The 20,483-nt window shown below is 67.6% G+C and carries 18 protein-coding genes and 2 pseudogenes; 10 read left to right on the forward strand and 10 right to left on the reverse strand.

Translation table 11 applies throughout. From position 1 onward, the window contains the following. Positions 1-229: 229 nt before the first annotated feature. Positions 230-805 carry a GNAT family N-acetyltransferase gene (locus PW843_08230; GenBank protein MDE1146596.1) on the forward strand — a complete coding sequence of 192 codons (576 nt, stop codon included), beginning with the start codon at positions 230-232 and terminating at the stop codon, positions 803-805. Here the strand turns inward: PW843_08230 and PW843_08235 are convergent. Next, entirely contained in the window at positions 776-1,690 is a 915-nt protein-coding gene (locus PW843_08235; GenBank protein ID MDE1146597.1) for a pyridoxamine 5'-phosphate oxidase family protein, read from the reverse strand. The genes PW843_08230 and PW843_08235 overlap by 30 nt on opposite strands. 11 nt (positions 1,691-1,701) lie before the next feature. Next, entirely contained in the window at positions 1,702-2,340 is a 639-nt protein-coding gene (locus tag PW843_08240) for a glutathione S-transferase N-terminal domain-containing protein (GenBank protein ID MDE1146598.1), read from the reverse strand. Positions 2,341-2,456: 116 nt separating this feature from the next. Here PW843_08240 and PW843_08245 point away from each other — a divergent pair, with 116 nt between their 5' ends. Next, positions 2,457-3,407: a LysR family transcriptional regulator gene (locus PW843_08245; GenBank protein MDE1146599.1), complete on the forward strand. Its 951-nt coding sequence runs from the start codon at positions 2,457-2,459 to the stop codon at positions 3,405-3,407. Between the two features lie 54 nt (positions 3,408-3,461). Beyond that, on the forward strand, positions 3,462-4,193 hold the full coding sequence (locus PW843_08250; GenBank protein MDE1146600.1) for an SGNH/GDSL hydrolase family protein: 732 nt from the start codon (positions 3,462-3,464) through the stop codon (positions 4,191-4,193). Between the two features lie 100 nt (positions 4,194-4,293). On the opposite strand, the gene prfB is transcribed toward PW843_08250, so the two are convergent. From prfB to PW843_08275, 5 genes and pseudogenes are all read right to left on the reverse strand, one after another. Then, positions 4,294-5,416, reverse strand: a protein-coding gene (prfB, locus tag PW843_08255) for a peptide chain release factor 2 (GenBank protein ID MDE1146601.1) whose coding sequence is annotated in 2 segments (ribosomal slippage) — positions 4,294-5,346 and positions 5,348-5,416 — 1,122 coding nt in all. Because the reading frame shifts where the segments join, the coding sequence is not laid out codon by codon here. A 330-nt stretch (positions 5,417-5,746) separates the two neighbouring features. Next, entirely contained in the window at positions 5,747-6,292 is a 546-nt protein-coding gene (locus PW843_08260; protein ID MDE1146602.1) for a methyl-accepting chemotaxis protein, read from the reverse strand. A gap of 207 nt (positions 6,293-6,499) precedes the next feature. Continuing rightward, a pseudogene (locus PW843_08265) lies at positions 6,500-7,237 on the reverse strand (PAS domain-containing protein). A 309-nt stretch (positions 7,238-7,546) separates the two neighbouring features. Next, positions 7,547-8,197: an outer membrane beta-barrel protein gene (locus tag PW843_08270; protein ID MDE1146603.1), complete on the reverse strand. Its 651-nt coding sequence runs from the start codon at positions 8,195-8,197 to the stop codon at positions 7,547-7,549. Positions 8,198-8,310: 113 nt separating this feature from the next. Then, positions 8,311-8,805: a hypothetical protein gene (locus tag PW843_08275; GenBank protein ID MDE1146604.1), complete on the reverse strand. Its 495-nt coding sequence runs from the start codon at positions 8,803-8,805 to the stop codon at positions 8,311-8,313. Between the two features lie 148 nt (positions 8,806-8,953). Here PW843_08275 and PW843_08280 point away from each other — a divergent pair, with 148 nt between their 5' ends. Next, a complete protein-coding gene (locus PW843_08280) occupies positions 8,954-9,346 on the forward strand; it encodes a hypothetical protein (GenBank protein ID MDE1146605.1) in 393 nt (130 codons plus the stop codon). Between the two features lie 12 nt (positions 9,347-9,358). Here PW843_08280 and PW843_08285 read toward each other — a convergent pair whose 3' ends face one another. Both PW843_08285 and PW843_08290 read right to left on the reverse strand, forming a co-directional pair. Continuing rightward, positions 9,359-10,054: a YafY family protein gene (locus tag PW843_08285; GenBank protein ID MDE1146606.1), complete on the reverse strand. Its 696-nt coding sequence runs from the start codon at positions 10,052-10,054 to the stop codon at positions 9,359-9,361. A gap of 54 nt (positions 10,055-10,108) precedes the next feature. Further along, positions 10,109-10,594 carry an OsmC family protein gene (locus tag PW843_08290; GenBank protein ID MDE1146607.1) on the reverse strand — a complete coding sequence of 162 codons (486 nt, stop codon included), beginning with the start codon at positions 10,592-10,594 and terminating at the stop codon, positions 10,109-10,111. A 148-nt stretch (positions 10,595-10,742) separates the two neighbouring features. Between PW843_08290 and PW843_08295 the strand changes: the two genes are divergently transcribed. Both PW843_08295 and PW843_08300 read left to right on the forward strand, forming a co-directional pair. Then, positions 10,743-12,167 (forward strand): sigma-54 dependent transcriptional regulator, encoded by a 1,425-nt coding sequence (locus tag PW843_08295; protein MDE1146608.1) that lies wholly within the window; start codon positions 10,743-10,745, stop codon positions 12,165-12,167. After that, positions 12,157-13,536: an ATP-binding protein gene (locus tag PW843_08300; protein MDE1146609.1), complete on the forward strand. Its 1,380-nt coding sequence runs from the start codon at positions 12,157-12,159 to the stop codon at positions 13,534-13,536. The genes PW843_08295 and PW843_08300 overlap by 11 nt, the downstream gene beginning before the upstream one ends. Here the strand turns inward: PW843_08300 and PW843_08305 are convergent. Beyond that, positions 13,520-14,776 (reverse strand): MFS transporter, encoded by a 1,257-nt coding sequence (locus PW843_08305; GenBank protein MDE1146610.1) that lies wholly within the window; start codon positions 14,774-14,776, stop codon positions 13,520-13,522. The genes PW843_08300 and PW843_08305 overlap by 17 nt on opposite strands. Before the next feature lie 390 nt (positions 14,777-15,166). On the opposite strand from PW843_08305, the gene PW843_08310 reads away from it, so the two are divergent. The 4 genes and pseudogenes from PW843_08310 (at position 15,167) to topA (ending at position 20,454) form a co-directional block, all read left to right on the forward strand. Beyond that, the gene (locus PW843_08310; GenBank protein MDE1146611.1) at positions 15,167-15,616 is read left to right on the forward strand and encodes a GFA family protein; all 450 of its coding nucleotides are present in this window, start codon (positions 15,167-15,169) and stop codon (positions 15,614-15,616) included. Positions 15,617-16,096: 480 nt separating this feature from the next. Beyond that, the gene (locus PW843_08315) at positions 16,097-16,582 is read left to right on the forward strand and encodes a hypothetical protein (GenBank protein MDE1146612.1); all 486 of its coding nucleotides are present in this window, start codon (positions 16,097-16,099) and stop codon (positions 16,580-16,582) included. Further along, complete coding sequence (dprA, locus tag PW843_08320) at positions 16,579-17,697, forward strand: DNA-processing protein DprA (protein ID MDE1146613.1); 1,119 nt, start codon at positions 16,579-16,581, stop codon at positions 17,695-17,697. The genes PW843_08315 and dprA overlap by 4 nt, the downstream gene beginning before the upstream one ends. A 62-nt stretch (positions 17,698-17,759) precedes the next feature. Further along, positions 17,760-20,454 (forward strand): annotated as a pseudogene (topA, locus tag PW843_08325) (type I DNA topoisomerase). Positions 20,455-20,483 lie beyond the last annotated feature (29 nt).

Genomic DNA, 20,483 nt, shown 5'->3' on the forward strand with positions numbered 1-20,483 from the left:
TCCCCTCAACCGGGTTGCCCCCAACGCATAGTCGCAGTGCGGTGAATCCCTCACAAAGAGGTGGTAACCCGCGACAGGGGTGGGCAGGGTGCCGCGTATAAGGAAGAAGGGGCGGCGACAACCTTTGGTCGCGCCTTTTCGAACGAGAGCTTTGGCAGTTTCAGCGGCATAGGAAGGGCGGCCCCACGACCGGGTGCCGCCCTTCCGCCTTTATGGCATGCTCCGCGCCATGATCGGCATTCCCACCCTACGCACCCCACGCCTGTTGTTGCGTCCCTGGACCGCGACGGATCGCGACGCCTTTTGCGCCATGGCCCGGGACCCGGCGGTGATGGAATTCCTGCTGCCCCTGGACCGCGCCGGCAGCGATGCCCTGGCCGACCGCATCGACATTCATTTCGACCGTTACGGCTTCGGCTATTGGGCGGTGGAGGTGCCGGAGGTGGCGCCCTTCATCGGTTATGTCGGGCTGGGTGTGATCGGGCCGGACCTGCCTTTCGCCCCGGCGGTGGAAATCGCCTGGCGGCTGGACAGCCGCCATTGGGGTCAAGGCTACGCGACGGAGGGGGCCACAGCCGCGCTGGACGCCGCCTTCGGCATCCACAACCTAGATGAGGTCGTCGCCCTGACAGTGCCGGCCAACCGCCGCTCCCGCGCCGTCATGGAACGGCTGGGCATGACCCGCGACGCGGCGGAGGATTTCGACCACCCCCGCCTACCCGAGGGCCACGCGCTGCGCCGGCACGTGCTGTACCGCAAACGGCCGCCTCCGCCCTTAAGCAGCCCAAGGCCCCGTCTTCAGTGAAAAGGGCGAGAAATCACGGAAGGTCCAGCGCAGGGGGATGACCGCCGGCGCCCGCCAGCCACCGGTGACCGTCAGGCGCCAGAGGCGTTCGGCCCCCCGGAACCGGGCGACCTCATCCCCATCCCACACGATCTCCACCGTGCCGCGCAGTTGCAGAAGATCACCGGTGTCGAAGTCCGGGAACAGCATGGCGGCGCGGGGATCCAACAGCAGGTTGCCCAGGGTGTTGAAATATTGGTTGCCGTGGAAATCGGGCACCGTCAGCACATCGCCGTCCACGCGGATGAAGCCCGGCCGGCCGCCACGATGGCTGATGTCCGCCCCGCCCGCGGCGGTCCCCGCCCCACTGGACGTCGCCACGAAGAAGGTGTCGGCAGCCAGCACGGCCAGCCGGGCGCCGCGGTCCAGCCCGCGCAGTTCCTGCCACGCCGCCTCGCTCACCGGCGCTGCTTCGACCAGTCGCCCCTGGATATACTGTGGGCAGTTGCCGAAGCTTTGCCGCACCGACACGCTCAGGCCAGCCGCATCGCGGCCGGCGATGGTGCCATTGGCCCGGTTGCGCCGGCGGGTGGCCAGGTCGATGCCCAACAGCCCGACGGGCGCACCCGGCATCAGGAACGGGTCCGCCGGGTCACCCGGCACCGGCAGGGTCGCAAGGTGCAGGGTGTGCGGATCGGGGCTGGTGATGAAGCCGGGCGATCCCGTCAGCAGGGTGGCGATGGGGGCACCCGACGCGTCCACCGTCGCCGCCGGCAGGAAGGGAAGCATGCCGAAGAAGTCGCGGTGCTGGTCCGGCATGACGTCCCGGATGGCGGCCCCGCCCATCCTCACACCGACCCGGGCCTGTGCCGCCCGCTCACCCTTGTGGAAAACATCCGTGTCCAAGGCTTCCTCCCTTATGCTGAAGGTGGAATGGGCGAAGACGGCATGCCCTTGAAACCGGGCAGCACCTCCACTCGGCGTAGCCAGGCGTTCAAATGGTCGTAACCCTCCAGCGAAATGCCGCCTTCGGGCGCGTGCGCAACGTAAGAGTAACAGGCCAGATCGGCGATGGTGGGATGGGTAGCAACAGCCCCCGCCTCGTCCGCCAGATAATGGCGGTCGGCCAGATGAACGTCCATGAAGGGCAGCAGGCGGGCCGCGATGGTGCGCGCCAGCGGCAGGTGCCCCGGCAGACCCCACTGCACCACCATGCGGGCCGAGCCGGGCCCGTGCCGCACGTCATCCGCCGCGACGGACAGCCAGCGCTGCACCCGGGCCGCCGCCACGGCCTCCGCCGGCGCCCAGGTCCCGGCGCGATCATAACACCTCGCCAGGTAGACCAGGATGGCGATGCTGTCGGGCACCGCCAAATCCCCGTCCACCAGCACTGGGATTTGCCCCAGCGGGTTCAGCGCCAGGAACTCCACCGACCCACGCACGTCCGCATCCGCCGTCACGACCGCATGGGGCAGGTCCAGCATGCGCAACAGCAGTTCCACGCGGTGCGTGTGGCCGGATAGCGGCGTGCCGTAAAGGGTGATGGCGGTGGTCATGGCGGCTCCGGCGCAGGCACTCTCAAGTGAGTGGCCCCTAATTTAAGTCTTGCACTGAATGTGCGACAGGCGGCACGAATGAAACTCACCCTTTCATCCAATGAAATGATGATGCCATGGACCGTCTGGACGAACTGGCCTTGTTCCTGGCCATCCTGGAAACCGGCAGCCTGGCCGCCGCCGGGCGACGGCAGGGTTGCTCGGCCCCCGCCGTCACCCGGGCGCTGGCAGCGTTGGAGGCGCGGGTGGGCGCCCGGCTGGTGGAGCGCACCACCCGCAGGCTGTCACCGACGGAAGCCGGCCGCGGCCTGGCCGACACCGCCCGCCGCGTGCTGGGCGACTATGACGAGGCGATGCGGGAGGGGAACGAGGCGGGCCCGCGCGGCCTGCTGCGCGTCACCGCACCCCTGGTGTTCGGCCGCCGCCATGTGACGCCGCTGGTCACCAGCTTCCTGGCGGCCTATCCCGCCGTGCGGGTGGACCTGCTGCTGTCGGACCGGCAACTGGACCTGATCGAGGACGGGCTGGACGTGGCGCTGCGCATCGGCCGCCTGCCCGACAGCGGACTGGTGGTGCTGCGGGTGGGCCAGGTGCGGCAGGTGGCGGTCGCGGCCCCCGCCTATTTGGCCCGCCGCGGCATGCCGGTGCGGCCGGACGACCTGGCGGATCACGATGTCATCGCTTCCGCCCCCGCCACCGCCGCCTATTGGGCGGCCGGCCCGCGAACGGAACCGGTGACGTGGCGCTTTCAGACGGCAGGGCGGGAGCACGCCATCCCCCTGCACCCCCGCCTGGCGGTGAACGAGGTGGAAGCCAAGCTGGAGGCGGTGCGCGCCGGCCACGGCATCGGCCAGGCCCTGTCCTACCAGGTGGTGGACGACCTGGCGGCGGGCCGCCTGGTGCGCCTGCTGCCGGACCATGAGCGTCCGCCCCTGCCGGTGCATCTGGTCGTGCCCAGCGCCCGGCATCTGGCGGCCAAGGCCCGCGCCTTCCTGGATCATGCCGCCCCGCGCCTGCGCGCCCTGGACGTGCTGCGGGAACCGGACGGCGGCGCCGCGGGCGCCTGATATGTGCAAAAATATCGCGCCTACCCGCGGCAATCGGGCCGTTTGATCGGCACCATGCATATTTTCCGGCAAGACAAACTCACCCACATGATGGTGCTGGCCGACAGCCACGGGCACAGCTTCCGTCGCGCCGTCGACCTTGGGCTGTTCCCCTCACGGTCCGTGTCGGTTTGCGCCAACCACGACACGACGGCGGCGGGTCTGCGCAACCCCAACTCCTTCTCCAGGGGCCTCTACCAGTTCCGCACCGTGATCAAGTTCATGGAGCGCAGCGATATCCTGGCGATCCAGGTGGGCGAGGTGGATTGCGGCCACCTGATATGGCGGCGCGTCGAGAAGGGCTGGACCTTGGACGAGGCGCTGGCCGCCTCGCTGGCCGGGTATCAGGGCTTCCTGGATGAGCTTCACGGCATGGGCTTCCACAAGATCATCCTGACCGGCGCCATCCTGCCCCTGCTGAGCGATGACCAGATCGCCGATGGCGACGAGGCCCGCCGCACCGTCCTGGTCAGCCAGCGCGACCGCACCGACCTGACCCTGCGGTACAACGCGGCCCTGCGCGACATCGCGCACGAACGCGGCCTGCGCTACGTGGACATCACCGACGACCTGACCGATCCCGCCACCGGCATGGCCGACCCGGCCTACCGGCACCCCCATCCAGGCGACCATCACCTGGAACTGGAGCGGGGCGCCTATTGCTGGGCCATGGCCTTGGCAGCGGCGCTGGTGGATTACGACCTGCAAGCGCGGCCTGCGCCAACCTTGCTCCACCAGCCGGGGTGACCGGCCCCAAGGGAGCGGCCCAAAAGAAACGGGGCCGGGGGATCACCCCGGCCCCATCGGAACCCTGCTGCCAGAACCATGTTGAAGGACAGGCGCAGGCTTACGACTCCGCCTCGTCCGCCTGGCCCTTGATGCGGTGGGCCAGGGCGGCCTGCAGGAACTCGTCGATGTCGCCATCCAGAACGGCGCCGCTCTGGCTGGTCTCAACGCCGGTGCGCAGGTCCTTCACCATCTGGTAGGGCTGCAGGACGTAGGAACGGATCTGGTGGCCCCAGCCGATCTCCGTCTTTTGCGCTTCCAGGTGGGCGGCCGCCTCTTCGCGCTTGCGCAGTTCCATCTCATAGATGCGGGCGCGCAGCATGTCCCAGGCCTTGGCCCGGTTCTTGTGCTGGCTGCGTTCCTGCTGGCAGGCGACCACGATGCCGGTGGGCATATGGGTCAGGCGCACCGCCGAGTCGGTCTTGTTGATGTGCTGGCCACCGGCGCCGGACGCGCGGTAGGTGTCGACGCGCACGTCCTTCTCGTTGATCTCCACCACGATCCTGTCGTCGATGACGGGCGTGACGGAAACGCTGGAGAAGCTGGTGTGGCGGCGTGCCTGGCTGTCGAACGGGCTGATGCGCACCAGGCGGTGCACACCGGATTCCGTCTTCAGCCAGCCATAGGCGTTGTGGCCCTTGATCTGAATGGTGGAGGACTTGATGCCCGCCTCCTCACCGTTGGTCTCGTCCAGCAGTTCGACCTTGAACTTGTGCTGTTCGGCCCAGCGGCTGTACATGCGCAGCAGCATCAGCGCCCAGTCCTGGGCCTCCGTGCCGCCGGCGCCGGCGTTCACTTCCAGATAGCAGTCGTTGGCGTCGGCCTCGCCCGAGAGCAGGCTTTCCAGTTCCAGCGCCGCCGCGCGCTTCTGCAGGGCGATCAGGCTCCGCTCCGCGTCGGTGACGGTTTCCTGGTCGTCCTCGGCCTCGCCCATGGCGATCAGCTCGATGCCGTCGTTCAGGTCGCGCTCCAGGGCGCGATAGCCCTCGATGGCGGTCTCAAGCTGGGTCTTTTCCCGCATGATCTTCTGGGCGCGGTCGGAATCGTCCCACAGCTTGGGATCTTCCGACAGGGCGCTCAGTTCGTCGTAGCGGCGGAGGGCATTTTCCCAGTCAAAGATGCCTCCTCAGCAGCGTCAAGGACTGTCGCACAGCCTCGACGACCGCCTCGATCTCGGCCCGCATCGCGGTCCTCCTCGTCTTTGGTCATGAATTGATCTTGTAACGGACCGCTTAGATACCCGCTCCCCCACCCGATTTGAACCCTGGATTTCGGGGGAGCCGCGTTGCGCAAGCCGTTTCGCCCCTTCTTGCCGGACCAACGGCTTGGGGGCCACGCCTCAAGTCGGTGTAGGCCCCGACCGGGGCCGCCGGAGCGAGCACCGAAGGGCGGAGCGAGGATAAGCCAAGGGGCGGATGCCCCGCCGGCGTCTGAGGCAAACGCATAAGCAAACTAAAAAAAGGGCGCCCCGACTGGGACGCCCTTCAAGGTTCCGGGTCTTAACGAGGTGGGGGTCAGCCGACCATGGCCAGCGAAGCCTCGTTGATCCGGCGGGTCAAACTGGTGGCGCCGTGGGTGGCGTCGGCGATCTTGGTCAGGCTTTCACTGATGCTGGACACGCCGTCGGCGGCCGTCTGCATGTTGCGGGAGATGTCGTGGGTCACGGCGTTCTGTTCCTCGATCGCAGAGGCCATGCCGCTGGATATGGCGTTGATGCGGGTGATGATGCCGCCGATGCCCTGGATGGCGCGGGCCGATTCCGACGTGGCCAGTTGCACCGTGCCGATCTGTTCGGCAATTTCGCCGGTGGCCTTGGCCGTCTGGTTGGCCAGCGCCTTCACTTCCGATGCCACGACCGCGAAGCCCTTGCCGGCCTCACCAGCCCGCGCCGCCTCGATGGTGGCGTTCAAGGCCAGCAGGTTGGTCTGGTTGGCGATGTCGCTGATCAGCTTCACCACCTCACCGATGCGCTGGGCGGCGTTCAGCAGGCCGGTGACCGAGCTGTTGGTCAGTTCGGCCTGGTGCACCGCGTCCTCGGAAATCTTGGCGGCCTCGGCCATCTGGCGGCTGATCTCCTCGATCGAGGCCACCAGCTCGGTGGCGCCGCCGGCGATGGCCTGCACATTGGATGAGGCGATCATGGCGGCGTTGCTGGCATGGGCCACCTGGTCGTTGGCGGTGCCCATGGCCTCGGTCAGGCCGCACAGGTCGCTGGAGATTTCCTTCTGGGTGGTGACGCGGCGATCACGGGCCACGACATAGGAGGTCACGTCGGTGGCGATCTTCACCACCTTGCAGGGCTTGCCGCTGATGTCGAAGATGGGGTTGTAGGTCGCCTGGATCCACACCGGACGGCCACCCTTGCCCAGGCGCTTGTATTCGGCGGTCTGGAATTCGCCGCGGCCCAGAGCCGCCCAGAAGCGCTTGTATTCCTCGCTGCCCTTGTAGATCCCGTCCACGAACATGCTGTGGTGGTGACCCTGAACCTCGGCCAGGGTGTAACCCATGGCGTTCAGGAAATTGGCGTTGGCGGTGATGATGGTACCGTCCAGCTTGAACTCGATCACGGCCTGGCTCTTGTGGATGGCGTCCAGCTGGCCCATCACGTCCAGCGAGCGCAGCTTGCGCGCCGTGACGTCGGTCGCCAGCTTCACCACCTTGATGGGCTTGCCACCGGCGCCGATGACGGGGTTGTAGCTGGCCTGCAGCCAGACTTCCCGGCCGTCCTTGGCCACGCGCTTGTACTCGGCGGTCTGGAATTCACCGCGGCCCAGGCTTTCCCAGAAATTGCGGTACTCGTCGCTGGACTTGTAGGCGTCGTCCACGAACATGCTGTGATGGCGGCCCTGAACCTCGGCCAGGGTGTAGCCCATGGTCTTCTGGAAGTTTTCGTTGGCGGTAATGATGGTCCCGTCCAACTTGAATTCGATAATCGCCTGCGAACGATTGACCGCGTCAAAAGTCGCCTTCAAGTCAGCACCGCCGTGCGAAAAAAGACCGTTCATCATGATCGACCCCGCTCTTCTGATTATTGCGCTACAGCCGGACCCGAACCGGCTTGGATGCCCAATAATCAGCCGCGTATCCTTAAGTTTCCCTTAAGCGAAGTCTTAATTGGTGAACTGGTTAATGCTTTGGATTCAGTGAGATAGCGACCGTTCACATGCCGTTCATTACTAACCTGAAGGATTACCTCGGCTATTTGCGAATACTGCCGCAGTGCAGCAAAATTTCCCTAAAATGCATTGGGTCGCCCCACCCTTCGGTGACGCGACCCAATCAATCAACAACCTATAGATAGATCGGCGCTTCGCTTAGAAGCGATAACCCACACCGACACCGACCAGCCAAGGATTGATGTCAACATTCGCCTTGATGGGCGCGGTCAGGCCGGCCTTCACGGTGGCCGTGGTGCTGAGCATGATCTTCTTCATGTCCAGGTTCAGCGACCAATGCTCGTCCAGCTTGTAGTCCACACCGGCCTGCAGGGCATAACCGAAGGCGTTGTCGTACTTCAGGCCCAGGGCGTCGCCTTTATCGACGTTGTAGAACAGCGTGTAGTTCACGCCGGCGCCGATATAGGGGCTCCACTTCGCGTGCGGCATGAAGTGGTACTGCAAGGTCAGCGTCGGCGGCAGCAGCCAGACGTTGCCCAGGTCCAACGAACCCAGCGGCGTGCCCGAGGCCTTCACGTTGTGCGGCGTGGTGCCGGCGATCACCTCGGCAGCGATGCTGTCGGTGAAGAAGTAGCTGGCATCCAATTCCGGGATCACGGCCGTGCTGAGGTCGGTGTGGCCCGGAATCTTGGCGCCGTCCAGCGACAGCGAGCTACCCACGTCAGGTGCCACCATCAGGATGCGGCCACGGATAAGAATATCGCCCGCATCGGAGGCGCGCGCCGGGGCGGCACCGTAAATCCCAGCCAGGAGTGCTGCGGCGGCCACCGTGACGGACAGGAACTTCATGACTTACCCCTCCATGATAATGTGGCCGGCGAATGTTTTACCGCCTTGTCGCCACACTTATTTTCAATGAAGGGATGTTTATTACGAACCGGCGGCGCCTTCCCTGACCTGGGTCAATCCGCGCCCTCCAAGGATGCAACCCGGCCCGGTGCTGAGACCATGGCTGCAACCGGCGGGGCCATCAGTGCCGCGATGGCGTCCAGCGTGCCGCCATCCAGGCGCAGCAATCCCACCGGCAGGCTCAGGCCCCAGCCCATGGCGGCCAGCGCCCCGTCCATCACCGCCGCCAGCGACACGGGCAACACCGGCACGTAGGCGACGGGCAGGCAGCTCCAGACGCGTTCCAGTTCATCGGTATCCACCAGGATGCCGCCCGGCAGCGCGTAACCCAGGGCCACGAAGCGCCCGTCCCCTTCCTCCGGCGTGAAACAGAGGACGCGGTCACCGGGGACCACCCGACGCAGGGCGCCATCGGCCCGCGCCGGCAGGCGCAGCGCACCCAGCGCCATTCCCCGACGCACCGCGCCGGCCGAGGCCACCCAAGCCCAGCCCGGCACCCCCGGGGCGGAATAAGTGAAGCCGGCCCGATGGGCGGTATGCCTGGTCATGGCGGGGCTCCATCGATGGGAATGCATCGTGAACATACCCGCCACCCCTGACAGTTCCTGTCAGCAGCGCGCCGCCCCCTCGCCAACCAACGGCCCTGTCTGTAGGGTCGCGGCCCAATGATCGGTTTCCTTCTTGAGGCCCCTTCCCATGATGTCCAGGTTCCTGCCGGCGGCGGTCCTCGCCGCCTGGTGCGCGTCGGCAGCGGCGCACGACTGCCTGCCCTACCAGCCAGCCGAAGTGACGCTGACCGGCGATGTCACCCAGGTCCACGGCATCAAGGCCGGGACCAAGGGCACCAGGGAAGACTATTATGTGCTGACCCTGCCGGAGATGGCCTGCCTGACCGGCGGCACGGAAGAGTTGGACGAGGACATCGAATCCATCGACGCCTTCCAGTTGAAGCCACCGCCGGGCGCGACCCTGCCGAAGGGCCTGGTCGGCCGGCGGGTGGCGGTGACAGGCCTGCTGGCTCACCGCATCGTAGATGAGACGCATACCGACGTGATGCTGAACTACACGGCCGCCAAGTTGGCGCCGTAGAATTTCGCGCCCTCAGCCCCGGTTTTCCATCTTGTCCATGTCGATGCGCCAGTCAGCCAACAGGGCATGGCGGCGGCGAGGATAACGCTCGGCCGACACCGCGACCGTCGCGATGCGGTCGGTGCGGAAATGGCGGAAGTCGGACCGCACCTCGCACCAGGCGACCACCATGCGGATGCGTTCCATGAACACCAGGGCGATGGGCCAGATGGTGCGGTCGCTGGCCCGGCCCTGGCCGTCGGTATAGGCGATGCGCAGCTTGCGCTCCGCCCGGATGGCCCGGCGGATTTCCGTCAGGTCGCGCGGTTCGATCACCTCGGGCTGCAGCGACACCGGCACCAGGCCGCTATCCTCCGCCAAGGCCCGCAGGTCCGGCGGCAGCACGGCGGTGATCTTGGCGGTGGCGTTCTGGGCGGCCAGGCCCAGGGGCCCGTCCCCCCGCTGCGCCACCCAGCGCAGGCCCAGCACCAGGGCCTCGATCTCATCATCCCCGAACATCAGGGGCGGCAGCAGGAAGCCGGGACGCAGGACATAGCCCAGGCCCGCCTCCCCCTCCACCGGCACGCCCTGGGCCGCCAGCGTCGCCACGTCGCGATAGACGGTTCGCAGTGATACGCCCAATTCCTCCGCCAGGGCGGCCGCCGTCACCGGCCGGCGATGCCGGCGCAGGGCTTGGATGAGGTCGAGCAGGCGGGCGGATCGGGACAAGGGTGGGCCTATCCAAGGAATTAAGGCCGCCCAAGATAACGCGGCCGCCCCCCGTCAGGCCACCACCACCGTCCCCTGCGTCACCACGGGGAAGTTCACCGAGTTGGCGATGAAGCAGAAATGGTGCGCCTTGTCGTGCAGCGCCTGGGCCAGCGCCACGTCGGCACCCGCGCGCCCGTTGGCATCCAGCGTCACGGTGGGGCGCAGGGTCACCTGGGTGAAACGGCCGTTGCCGTCCGCCGTCTCCGCCATCGTGCCCTCCGCCGCGTCCTGGTAGGCGGTGACGACCAAGCCGGCCTCCGCCGCCAGGTGCAGATACCACAGCTTGTGGCAGGCGGAGAGGGAGGCCACCAGCGTCTCCTCCGGATTGTAGCGCGTGGCATCGCCCAGGAAGGCGGGGTCGGCGGAGCCGGGGATGACGGGCTTGCCGGCCGCCTGGATGTCATGATCGCGGCCATAGGCGCGGTAGTTCGCCGTGCCCTGGCCCCGATTGCCGGTCCAGGTGACGGTGACGCGATAGGTATGCTGCTTGCCGGCCATGGTTCACTCCCTCCGGGTGGTCGTTGTTGGCGCCATTGGAATGGAGCCAATAGCACCACGCCAGGGGGCGCCACCGCAAAACGGGCATGCATAAGCACCGGGGGAAGTGTACGATTTCGGACAGTAGATTGAGGGGCTGGGTAAAGACATGACGCAGAAGAGTGGCCGCATCCTGATGGTCGATGACGACCAGGACATCCTGATCGCCGCCCGCCTGCTGCTGAAACGCGAAGGCATCCTGGTCCACACCGAAAGCCAGCCGGACCGCATCCCCCTGCTGTTGAAGGAGGAGGGGTTCGACGCCGTCCTGCTGGACATGAACTTCGCCATCGGCGCCAACACGGGCCGCGAAGGGTTCCAGTGGCTGCGCCGGGTGCTGGAGATCGACCCCACCCTGTCCGTCATCCTGATGACCGCCTATGGCGACGTCGGCACGGCGGTGGAGGCGATGAAGCAGGGCGCCTGCGACTTCGTGCTGAAGCCCTGGTCCAACGAGCGCCTGGTCGCCACGCTGATGAGCGCCATGACCCTGACCGCCTCGCGGCGGGAGGCGGCACAGCTGGGCGCGCGCAACAAGGAACTGACGGCAGCCCTGGACCAGCCGGGACAGGCGCTGATCGGCGCCAGCCCGGCCATGACCCGGGTGCTGACCCTGGTGGACCGCGCCGCCCCCACCGACGCCAACGTCCTGATCCTGGGGGAGAACGGCACCGGCAAGGAGGTCATCGCGCGCGAGATCCACCGCCGGTCCCGCCGCGCGTCCCAAGTGTTCGTGGCCGTGGATCTGGGCGCCATTTCCGAGAATTTGTTCGAGAGCGAGTTGTTCGGCCACAAGAAGGGCGCCTTCACCGACGCCAAGGAGGATCGGGTGGGCCGCCTGGTGGCGGCCAACGGCGGCACCCTGTTCCTGGATGAGATCGGCAACCTGCCCCTGTACCAGCAGAGCAAGCTGCTGTCGGTGCTGGAACAACGGGTGGTCATCCCGGTGGGCGGCAACCGGCCCGTCCCCATCGACGTGCGCCTGATTTCCGCCACCAACATGCCGGTGGAACAACTGGAAAGCCCGGAGACCTTCCGCCAGGATCTGCTGTACCGCATCAACACGGTGGAACTGCGCCTGCCGCCCTTGCGCGACCGGCCGGAGGACATACCGGCCCTGGTGGCGCACTTCATGGCCATCTACGCCCGCAAGTACGCCATCCCGCCCCGCCGCCTGTCCGACGACGCGCTGGCGCGGCTGAAGACCTATCACTGGCCGGGCAACGTCCGCGCCCTGCGCCACGCGGTGGAGCGCGCCATGATTCTGGGCGCCGGCGACGTGCTGGAGGCGGAGGATTTCTCCCTGCCCGCCGCCGCCGGCCGCGGCCCCGGCGGGGCGCGGAGCACGGCGGCGGCGGCGCAGGCGACCGGCGATGACGGCCTGACCCTGGGTACGCTGGACCTGGAAACGGTGGAAGCCCAGGTGATCCGCCGGGCACTGGACAAGCACCAGGGCAACATCAGCCACGCGGCGGCGGAGCTGGGCATCACCCGCACCTCGCTCTACCGCCGGATGGAGAAGCATGGCCTTTAAGCCATCGTTCAGCACGGCGCTGACTATCCGGGTGACCCTGCTGTGCCTCAGTTGCCTGGCGTTGGGCGGCCTGCTGGGCACCACCGGCTACCAGGCGACCGAAACGTTGATCGGCCTGGCCATCGCGGTGCAGATCGGCGGCGTTGTACGGGTGGTGAACACCACCAACCGGGAACTGGCGCGCTTCCTGAACGCGCTGAACCATTCCGATTTCACCCAGAGCTTCAGCTACCGCAACATGGGGCCGTCCTTCCAGGAACTGGGCCGCGCCTTCGCCGGCGTGTTCGACAGGTTCCGCGCCGCCCGCGCCGACACCGAACGCCAGGCCGATTATCTGAAGGTGCTGATCGAACATGTGCCCGTCGCCCTGGCGGAGGTGCATCCCGACGGGCGCGTCAACCTGCTGAACAATGTCGCCCGCCGGCTGATCGGCCACGATGACCTGAACCGCCGCCTGATGGATGGCGGCACACTCGACTCGGCCCTCCGTGTGATGCAGCCGGGCCAGAACGCCCTGCTGAAGGTGGCGGGCGGTATCACGCCCCTGCAACTGACGGTGCGGGCCACGCAACTGACCCTGGCCGACGGGCCGCGCCTGCTGCTGTCGCTGCAGAACATCGGCGGGGAGCTGGAGGCAACGGAGGTCAAGGCCTGGTCGGACCTGGTGCGGGTGCTGACGCATGAGATGATGAATTCGCTGACGCCGGTGTCCTCGCTGGCCGGCACGGCGCAATCACTGCTGGCCGACTTGCGCGCGCAGCTGGAGGCGGTCTCCGGCCTGCCGCCGGCCGTGCTGCTGGACGCGGCCGACGCGGCGGAGGCGATGGACACCGTCACCCGCCGCGCCGGCGGCCTGCTGCGCTTCGTGGAACGCTACCGCCGCTACACCCAGATGCCGCGCCCACGGGTGGAAAAGCTGAAGGTGAAGGAACTGTTCGCCCGGGTGGAGGGCCTGATGGGGCCGGCGCTGGCGGAGCACGGCGTGGCGCTGGAGGTGGTGATCCTGCCACCATCGCTGGAGATCAGCGCCGACCCCGACCTGCTGGACCAGCTGTTGATCAACCTGGTGAAAAACGCGGTCGAGGCGCTGGACGAGGCCAAGGTCGCCGGCACCCAGGCGCGGCCCCCCGCCGTCACCCTGGCCAGCCACCTGGACGTGACCGGGCATTTGAACATCCTGGTGCGCGACAACGGCCCCGGCATCCCGGCGGACGTGGCCGACAAGATCTTCGTCCCCTTCTACACCACCAAGCGTGAGGGCAGCGGCATCGGCCTGCCGCTGGCCCGGCAAGTCATGCTGGCCCACGGCGGCACCATCGCAGCATCCCCGGTGGAGGGCGGCGGCACCGCCTTCACGCTTCGGTTCTGACCGCCTCGAGCTTGTTGCGGGTGGCCAGGAAACGCAGGCCCACCGCCGCCGCCAGCACGCCGCTGACCGCCCCCAGGCCCAGGGCCCAGCGGGGTCCCAGGGTATCGGCCACCCAGCCGACGATGGGGGCGCCGATGGGCGTGCCGCCCATGGCGATGGCCAGCAGGATGGCCACCACCCGCCCCCGCATGGGCCCGTCGGTCGACAGTTGCACCAGGCTGTTGGAAGAGGTCATGAAGGTCTGCGCCGCCGCCCCGATGGCCACCAGCACGATGCCGAACAGCCAGTAGTTGGGCATAAAGGCGGCCAGGGCGCACCCCACCCCGAAAACGCCCCCCGCCCACAGCAGCAGCGACAGGGTGGGCCGGGCCCGCCGCGCCGCCCACAGGGCGGAGGCGACCGAGCCCGTGGCCATGACGGTGCTGAGCACCCCGTACTCGCCGGCGCCGGCATGAAAGGCGCTGACCGACATGGTGGAGATGAAGATGGGGAAGTTCAGGCCGAAGGTGCCGATCAGGAACAGCATCAGCAGGATGGCCTTCAGGTCCGGCCGCAGCCAGACATAGCGGAAACCTTCCACCAGGCTGCCCCGCCCGCGCGCCGCCCGCGTGGTGGGCCGCAACTCATCCACCCGCAGCAGGGCGAGTGAACCCAGCACCGCCACGTAGGAGACGGCGTTGATCAGGAACACCCAGCCCGAGCCCACGGCCGAGATCAGCAGGCCCGCCAGCGCCGGGCCGATCATGCGCGCGGCGTTGAAGGCGGTGGAGTTGAGGGCCACGGCGTTGGCCAGATGCCCCTCGTCCACCAACTCCGACACGAAGGTCTGGCGGGCCGGCGCGTCGAAGGCGACGACGCAGCCCATCACGCCGGCAAAGACATAGACGTGCCACAGCTGCACCAGGTGCAGCACGGTCAGCAGGCCCAGGCCCAGGGCCAGCAGCCCCATGGCCGCCTGGGTGCAGAACAGCAGCTTGCGCCGGTCGAAATAGTCGGCCGCGAATCCGGTGACGGGCAGCAGCAGGGCCATGGGCCCGAACTGCAGGGCCATGACGATGCCCACCGCCGCCGCCGCGTTGACGTGGGCCAGTTCTGTCAGCACCAGCCAGTCCTGCGCCGTGCCCTGCATCCAGGTGCCGATGTTGGATACCAGCGCGCCGATGGCCCAGAGCCGGTAGTTGCGGATACGTAATGACCGGAACATGCCGGTGGACGGCACCGGTGGCGGGGCCGCAGGCATGGGCTCGGGCGCCGAATTGGGGGCGGGGTCGGGGACCAGATCAGGCGGCGTACTGGGTTCGACGGTCACAGGCGGTCCTTGGGAACGCAGGCGGGGAAGCGCGGGGCAACGGAATTTGCAAATGGTGCCGGTTCAGCCCGGCCGCCGGAAGGCGCGATGCCCGCAATCCTGGTGCGCAATTGCGGTCGCGGGCCTCACCATTTCATGGTGCCCTGGACCGGGAGCGCCGCAGACACCATCCCTGAATTTGCCCGCCTGGCGGTTGTTCCCGCCGTCGCGTGAGATTTCCTCACATGATGCGCGAGTCCTTGATGGATTGTCCGGTTCGAATTCCCGGGATACCTCTGGCCCACCCGCCACGACAAGGGGCGGGGGTGATTTTGAGAGGACATGATCGACATGGTGGGCGACAGGGCGAACGAGACCACCGTTCGGACCGGCCGGTGCCATTGCGGCGCGGTGCGTTTCGACGTGGCGCTCAGCGATGGCCTCCGTTCGATCCGCCGCTGCACCTGTTCCTACTGCCGCATGCGGGGTGCCGTCGTCGCCATGGCGGCGATGGGCGGGATCAGGATCACCCAGGGTGAGGCGGCGCTGACATGCTATCGCTTCCATACCGGGGCGGCGCGGCATTTCTTCTGTTCCCGCTGCGGGATTTACACCCACCATCAACGGCGATCCGACCAAAACCTGTACGCGGTGAACGTGGCCTGCCTGGACGGGGTGAGCCCGTTCGACTTCCCCGAGGTGCCCGTCATGGACGGCGTCAATCACACGAACGACACGGGCAGGCCGACGCGGCAGGCGGGCACGCTCCGCTTCATTCCCACGGACGAATAGACCTGTCGGCTTCCCAACACCCTGCCCGCGACTTTGCGATGGTCATTCCCCCGTTAGGTGCACCATTGTAGATTCGCCGGATCAAACGGGGGTGGGGCATGGTGCGCAGGGTGTTGCTGGTGCTGACGTTGCTGATGGTCTTGGGCGGGGGCCTGCATATGGTGGCCGGACCCGCTGACGCCCAGGTGAGCGCCCAGGTGGAATCGAATGGGGCGGCACCCACGGCGCCGACGATGGCCGTCACCGTCATGTCCAGTCGTCCGCAGCCGGACCTCGCCACCGCCTGGCGCGCCATTCCCCCGGCGCAGCGGCCCCTGGCGGTGGGCAGTTGCCTATTGCTGGTGGCGGTGTCGTCCGTGCTGCTGTGGCTGGCCACGTCCACCGACATGTTGCGCGACGGCGCCCCGCAAAGCTTCGCCGGCCTCAGCAAACCCAACGGCAAGCCGTTGCGCCCGGCCCTTCAGCCTGGCGCAGACACAGATGGCCTGGTGGTTCGTCATCGTGCTGGCGGCATACCTCTATCTGTTCTTGGTGACGGGAGAGTTGGACACCCTGACCGGCCAGGCCCTGTGCCTGATGGGCCTGGGCAGCGGCACCGCCATCGGCGCCGTCATGGTGGAGCAGACCAAGACCAATCCCATCCTGACCGCCTACCAGGCGACCCTGGTACAAACGGCTGACCCCACGACGCCGGCCGATGCCCAGCCCGCCCTGGCCCTCACCCGGGGCGCCCTGGCGTTGAAGTTGGCATCCCGGAATTTCCTGCACGATATCCTCACGGACGCCAATGGCATCAGCCTGCACCGCTTCCAGTCGGTGGTTTGGACATTCGTCCTGGGCGTGCTGTTCCTGGTGGAGGTGGTGGTGCACCGCTGCATGCCGGATTTCGACCCCTATACCCTGGGCGTGCTGGGCATCAGCGCCGGCACCTACCTGGGCTTCAAGATACCGGAGCAGCCGAATTGAGGCTGGATCGGACCCTTTCCCCTGCCGAGCGGCTGGACTGGCTGCGCCTGTCGCGGTCGGAATCGGTGGGGCCCATCACCTTCCGCCGGCTGCTGGAGCGCTATGGCGACGCCGCCACGGCGCTGGAGGCCCTGCCCGACCTGGCCCGGCGCGGCGGGCGCGACCGGCCGCTGAACGTGGCCCCGCGCGCGGCGGCCGAACGGGAACTGGCGGCGCTGGACCGCATGGGCGCCCGCCTGCTGGCCAGTTGCGAGCCCGACTACCCGCCCCAGCTGGCGGCGGTGGAGGATGCGCCGCCGGTGATCACCGTGCTGGGCAACCCGTCCATCCTCAGCCGTCCGGCGGTGGCGGTGGTGGGGGCCCGCAACGCCTCGCTGACCGGCCGCAAGATCGCCGGCGGCATCGCCCGCGACCTGGCCGACGCCGGACTGGTGGTGGTATCCGGCCTGGCGCGCGGCATCGATACCGCCGCCCACGAAGCCTCCCTCCATAAAGGCACGGTGGCGGCCCTGGCCGGCGGGGTGGACGTGGTCTACCCGCCGGAAAACGCGGAGCTGCACCGCCGCATCGCCGATTTGGGTGCCCTGGTCGCCGAATCGCCGCCGGGGACGGAACCGCAGGCCCGCCACTTCCCCCGCCGCAACCGCCTGATTTCGGGGCTGTCGCGCGGCGTGCTGGTGGTGGAGGCGGCGCTGAAGTCCGGGTCGCTGATCACCGCCCGCCTGGCGCTGGAACAGGGCCGGGATCTGTTCGCCGTGCCCGGATCGCCCCTGGATCCGCGTGCCCAGGGCTGCAACCGCCTGCTGAAGGACGGGGCCGTGCTGGTGGAGAACGCGGACGACATCCTGGCCTATCTGGGCCCGCAGGGGCTGTCCACCTTGGCGGCACCCCCAATGGGTGGGGGACCGGTGCCACCGCCGCCGGATCCGGGGGAAATGGCGGTGGCGGCGGCCAGACCCCGCGTCACCCTGTGCTTAAGCCCCACCCCTGTACGCATTGACGAAATTGTCCGGGACTGCCAATTGTCTGCGGCGGTGGTGTTGACCGTCCTGCTGGAACTGGAACTGGCGGGGCGTTTGCATCGCCATCCCGGGGGCCGCGTCAGCCTGGCGTGACACCAGTGGCCAGCCCCGGGACAGGATAGCATCGCCACCTTTCCGGAATTGCGGGGTCCCCTTTGTCGGGCAGCAACGTCGTCATCGTCGAATCGCCGGCTAAGGCGAAGACCATCAACAAGTACCTGGGCGACGATTACACCGTTCTCGCCAGCTACGGCCATGTCCGCGACCTGCCGGCGCGCGACGGCTCGGTGAAGCCGGAAGAGGACTTCAGTATGGAGTGGGAGCTGGGCGACCGCTCCAAACGCCATATCGACGACATCACCAAGGCCGCCAAGGGCGCCACCCGCATCTACCTGGCAACCGACCCTGATAGAGAGGGGGAGGCCATCGCCTGGCACGTCAAGCAGTTGCTGGACGAAAAGCGCATCAGCGCCAAGGTGGACGTGAAGCGCGTCACCTTTAACGAGATCACCAAGACCGCCGTCCTGGACGCCATCGCCCATCCGCGTGAAGTGCACCAGGAACTGGTGGACGCCTATCTGGCGCGCCGCGCGCTGGACTATCTGGTGGGCTTCACCCTGTCGCCGGTGCTGTGGCGCAAGCTGCCGGGGTCGCGTTCCGCCGGCCGCGTCCAGTCCGTCGCCCTGCGCCTGATCTGTGAGCGCGAGTCGGAGATCGAGGCCTTCCGCCCGCAGGAATACTGGTCGGTCGAAGGCGAATTCCGCACCCCCGCCGGTGCCCCCTTCACCGCCCGCCTGGTGGGCCTGAACGGGCAGAAGCTGGACAAGTTCACCCTGGGCAACAAGGGTGCCGCCGACGCCGCACTGGCGACCATCGCGCCGCTGTCGTTCAGTGTGCGCAGCGTGGAACGGCGCCAGGTGCGCCGCAACCCGTTCCCGCCCTTCACCACCAGCACCCTGCAGCAGGAGGCCAGCCGCAAGCTGGGCTTCGGCACCACCAAGACCATGCGCATCGCCCAGAAGCTGTATGAGGGCGTGGACATCGGTGGTGAGACGGTGGGCCTGATCACCTATATGCGTACCGACGGCGTGCAGCTGTCGAATGAGGCCATCGACGGCGCCCGCCGCCTGATCAGCTCGGCCTACGGCAACCAGTACGTGCCCAACGCCCCGCGCGTCTACAAGTCCAGCGCCAAGAACGCGCAGGAAGCGCACGAGGCCATCCGCCCGACCGACATGTTCCGCCGCCCGGACCAGATGGGCCGGTTCCTGGACAAGGACGAACAGCGGCTGTACGAGCTGGTGTGGAAGCGCACCATCGCCAGCCAGATGGCCAGCGCGGAACTGGATCAGGTGTCGGCCGACATCACCTCGCCCAAGGGGGAGGCGCAGTTCCGCGCCACCGGCTCCATCCTCACCTTCGACGGTTTCCTGAAGGTCTATCAGGAGGACCGCGACGACGCCGGCGACGATGAGGACAAGGACAGCCGCCTGCCGGCCATGAAGGACGGCGACGCCCTGGACAAGGGCGAGGTCAAGGCCGACCAGCATTTCACCCAGCCGCCGCCCCGCTATACCGAGGCCAGCCTGGTGAAAAAGATGGAAGAGCTGGGCATCGGCCGGCCATCCACCTATGCCAGTATCCTGCAGGTGCTGCAGGACCGGAACTATGTCCGCCTGGAAAAGCGCCGGTTCGAACCGGAGGATCGCGGCCGCCTGGTCACGACCTTCCTGGAAAACTTCTTCAACCGGTATGTCGAATACAGCTTCACCGCCGACCTGGAATCCAAGCTGGACGACATCTCCGGCGGCCGCATCGACTGGAAGACGGTGCTGCGGGAATTCTGGCGCGACTTCTCCGGCGCCGTGGACGGCACCAAGGACCTGACCATCACCCAGGTGCTGGATGCCCTGGATGAGGCGCTGGGGCCCCATTTCTTCCCCACGCCGGCCGAAGGCGGGCGCGACCCGCGCGTCTGCCCGGTGTGCGGCGACGGCCGGCTGTCGCTGAAGCTGGGCAAGAACGGCGCCTTCATCGGCTGTTCCAACTACCCCAACTGCAAGTACACCCGACCGCTGAGCGTCGAGGGCGGGGAAGAGGGCAACGCCGACCGCGAACTGGGCACCGATCCGGACACGGGCTACCCCGTCGCCATGAAACGCGGCCCCTACGGCGTCTATGTCCAGACGGGCGCGCCGGACGAGCCCAAGCCCAAGCGCGTGTCCCTGCCACGGGCCATGAACCCGACGGACGTGGATCTGGATATCGCCCTGCGCCTGCTGGCCCTGCCCCGCCTGATCGGGAAACACCCGGAATCGGGTGAGGACATCACCGCCGGCATCGGCCGCTTCGGTCCCTACCTGAAGCATGGCGACGCGTACAAGAACCTGACCGGCGACGACGACGTGCTGACCATCGGCCTGAACCGCGCCGTGGTGCTGCTGGCCGGCGTGCCGGCGCGCAAGCGCGGTGGCGGGGCGTGAGCTGGGCAACCATCCCAAGGATGGCAAGCCCATCACCCTGGGCAGCGGCCGCTTCGGCCCCTATGTGAAGCATCTGAAGGTGTTCGCCAGCATTCCCAAGGCCGTCAACGCCGACACCATCACCCTGGAACAGGCGGTGGACCTGCTGGCGGCCAAGGCGGCCAAGGACGGCACCAAGAAGCCGGCGGCGACCGCCGCCGACGGCGAGGACAAGCCGAAGAAGGCCGCCGCCAAGAAGGCCCCGGCCAAAGCGGCCGCGACCAAGACGGCGGCTGAGAAAAAGCCGGCGGCGAAGAAGACCACCACGGCCGCCAAGAAGCCGGCGGCGCCTAAGGCAACGAAGAGCAAGGCGGCGGCGGGCGACTGAGCCCGCCGACCCCGTTTCAAGGAAGCAGT

Source organism: Azospirillaceae bacterium (genome assembly GCA_028283825.1).
Lineage (GTDB): Bacteria > Pseudomonadota > Alphaproteobacteria > Azospirillales > Azospirillaceae > Nitrospirillum.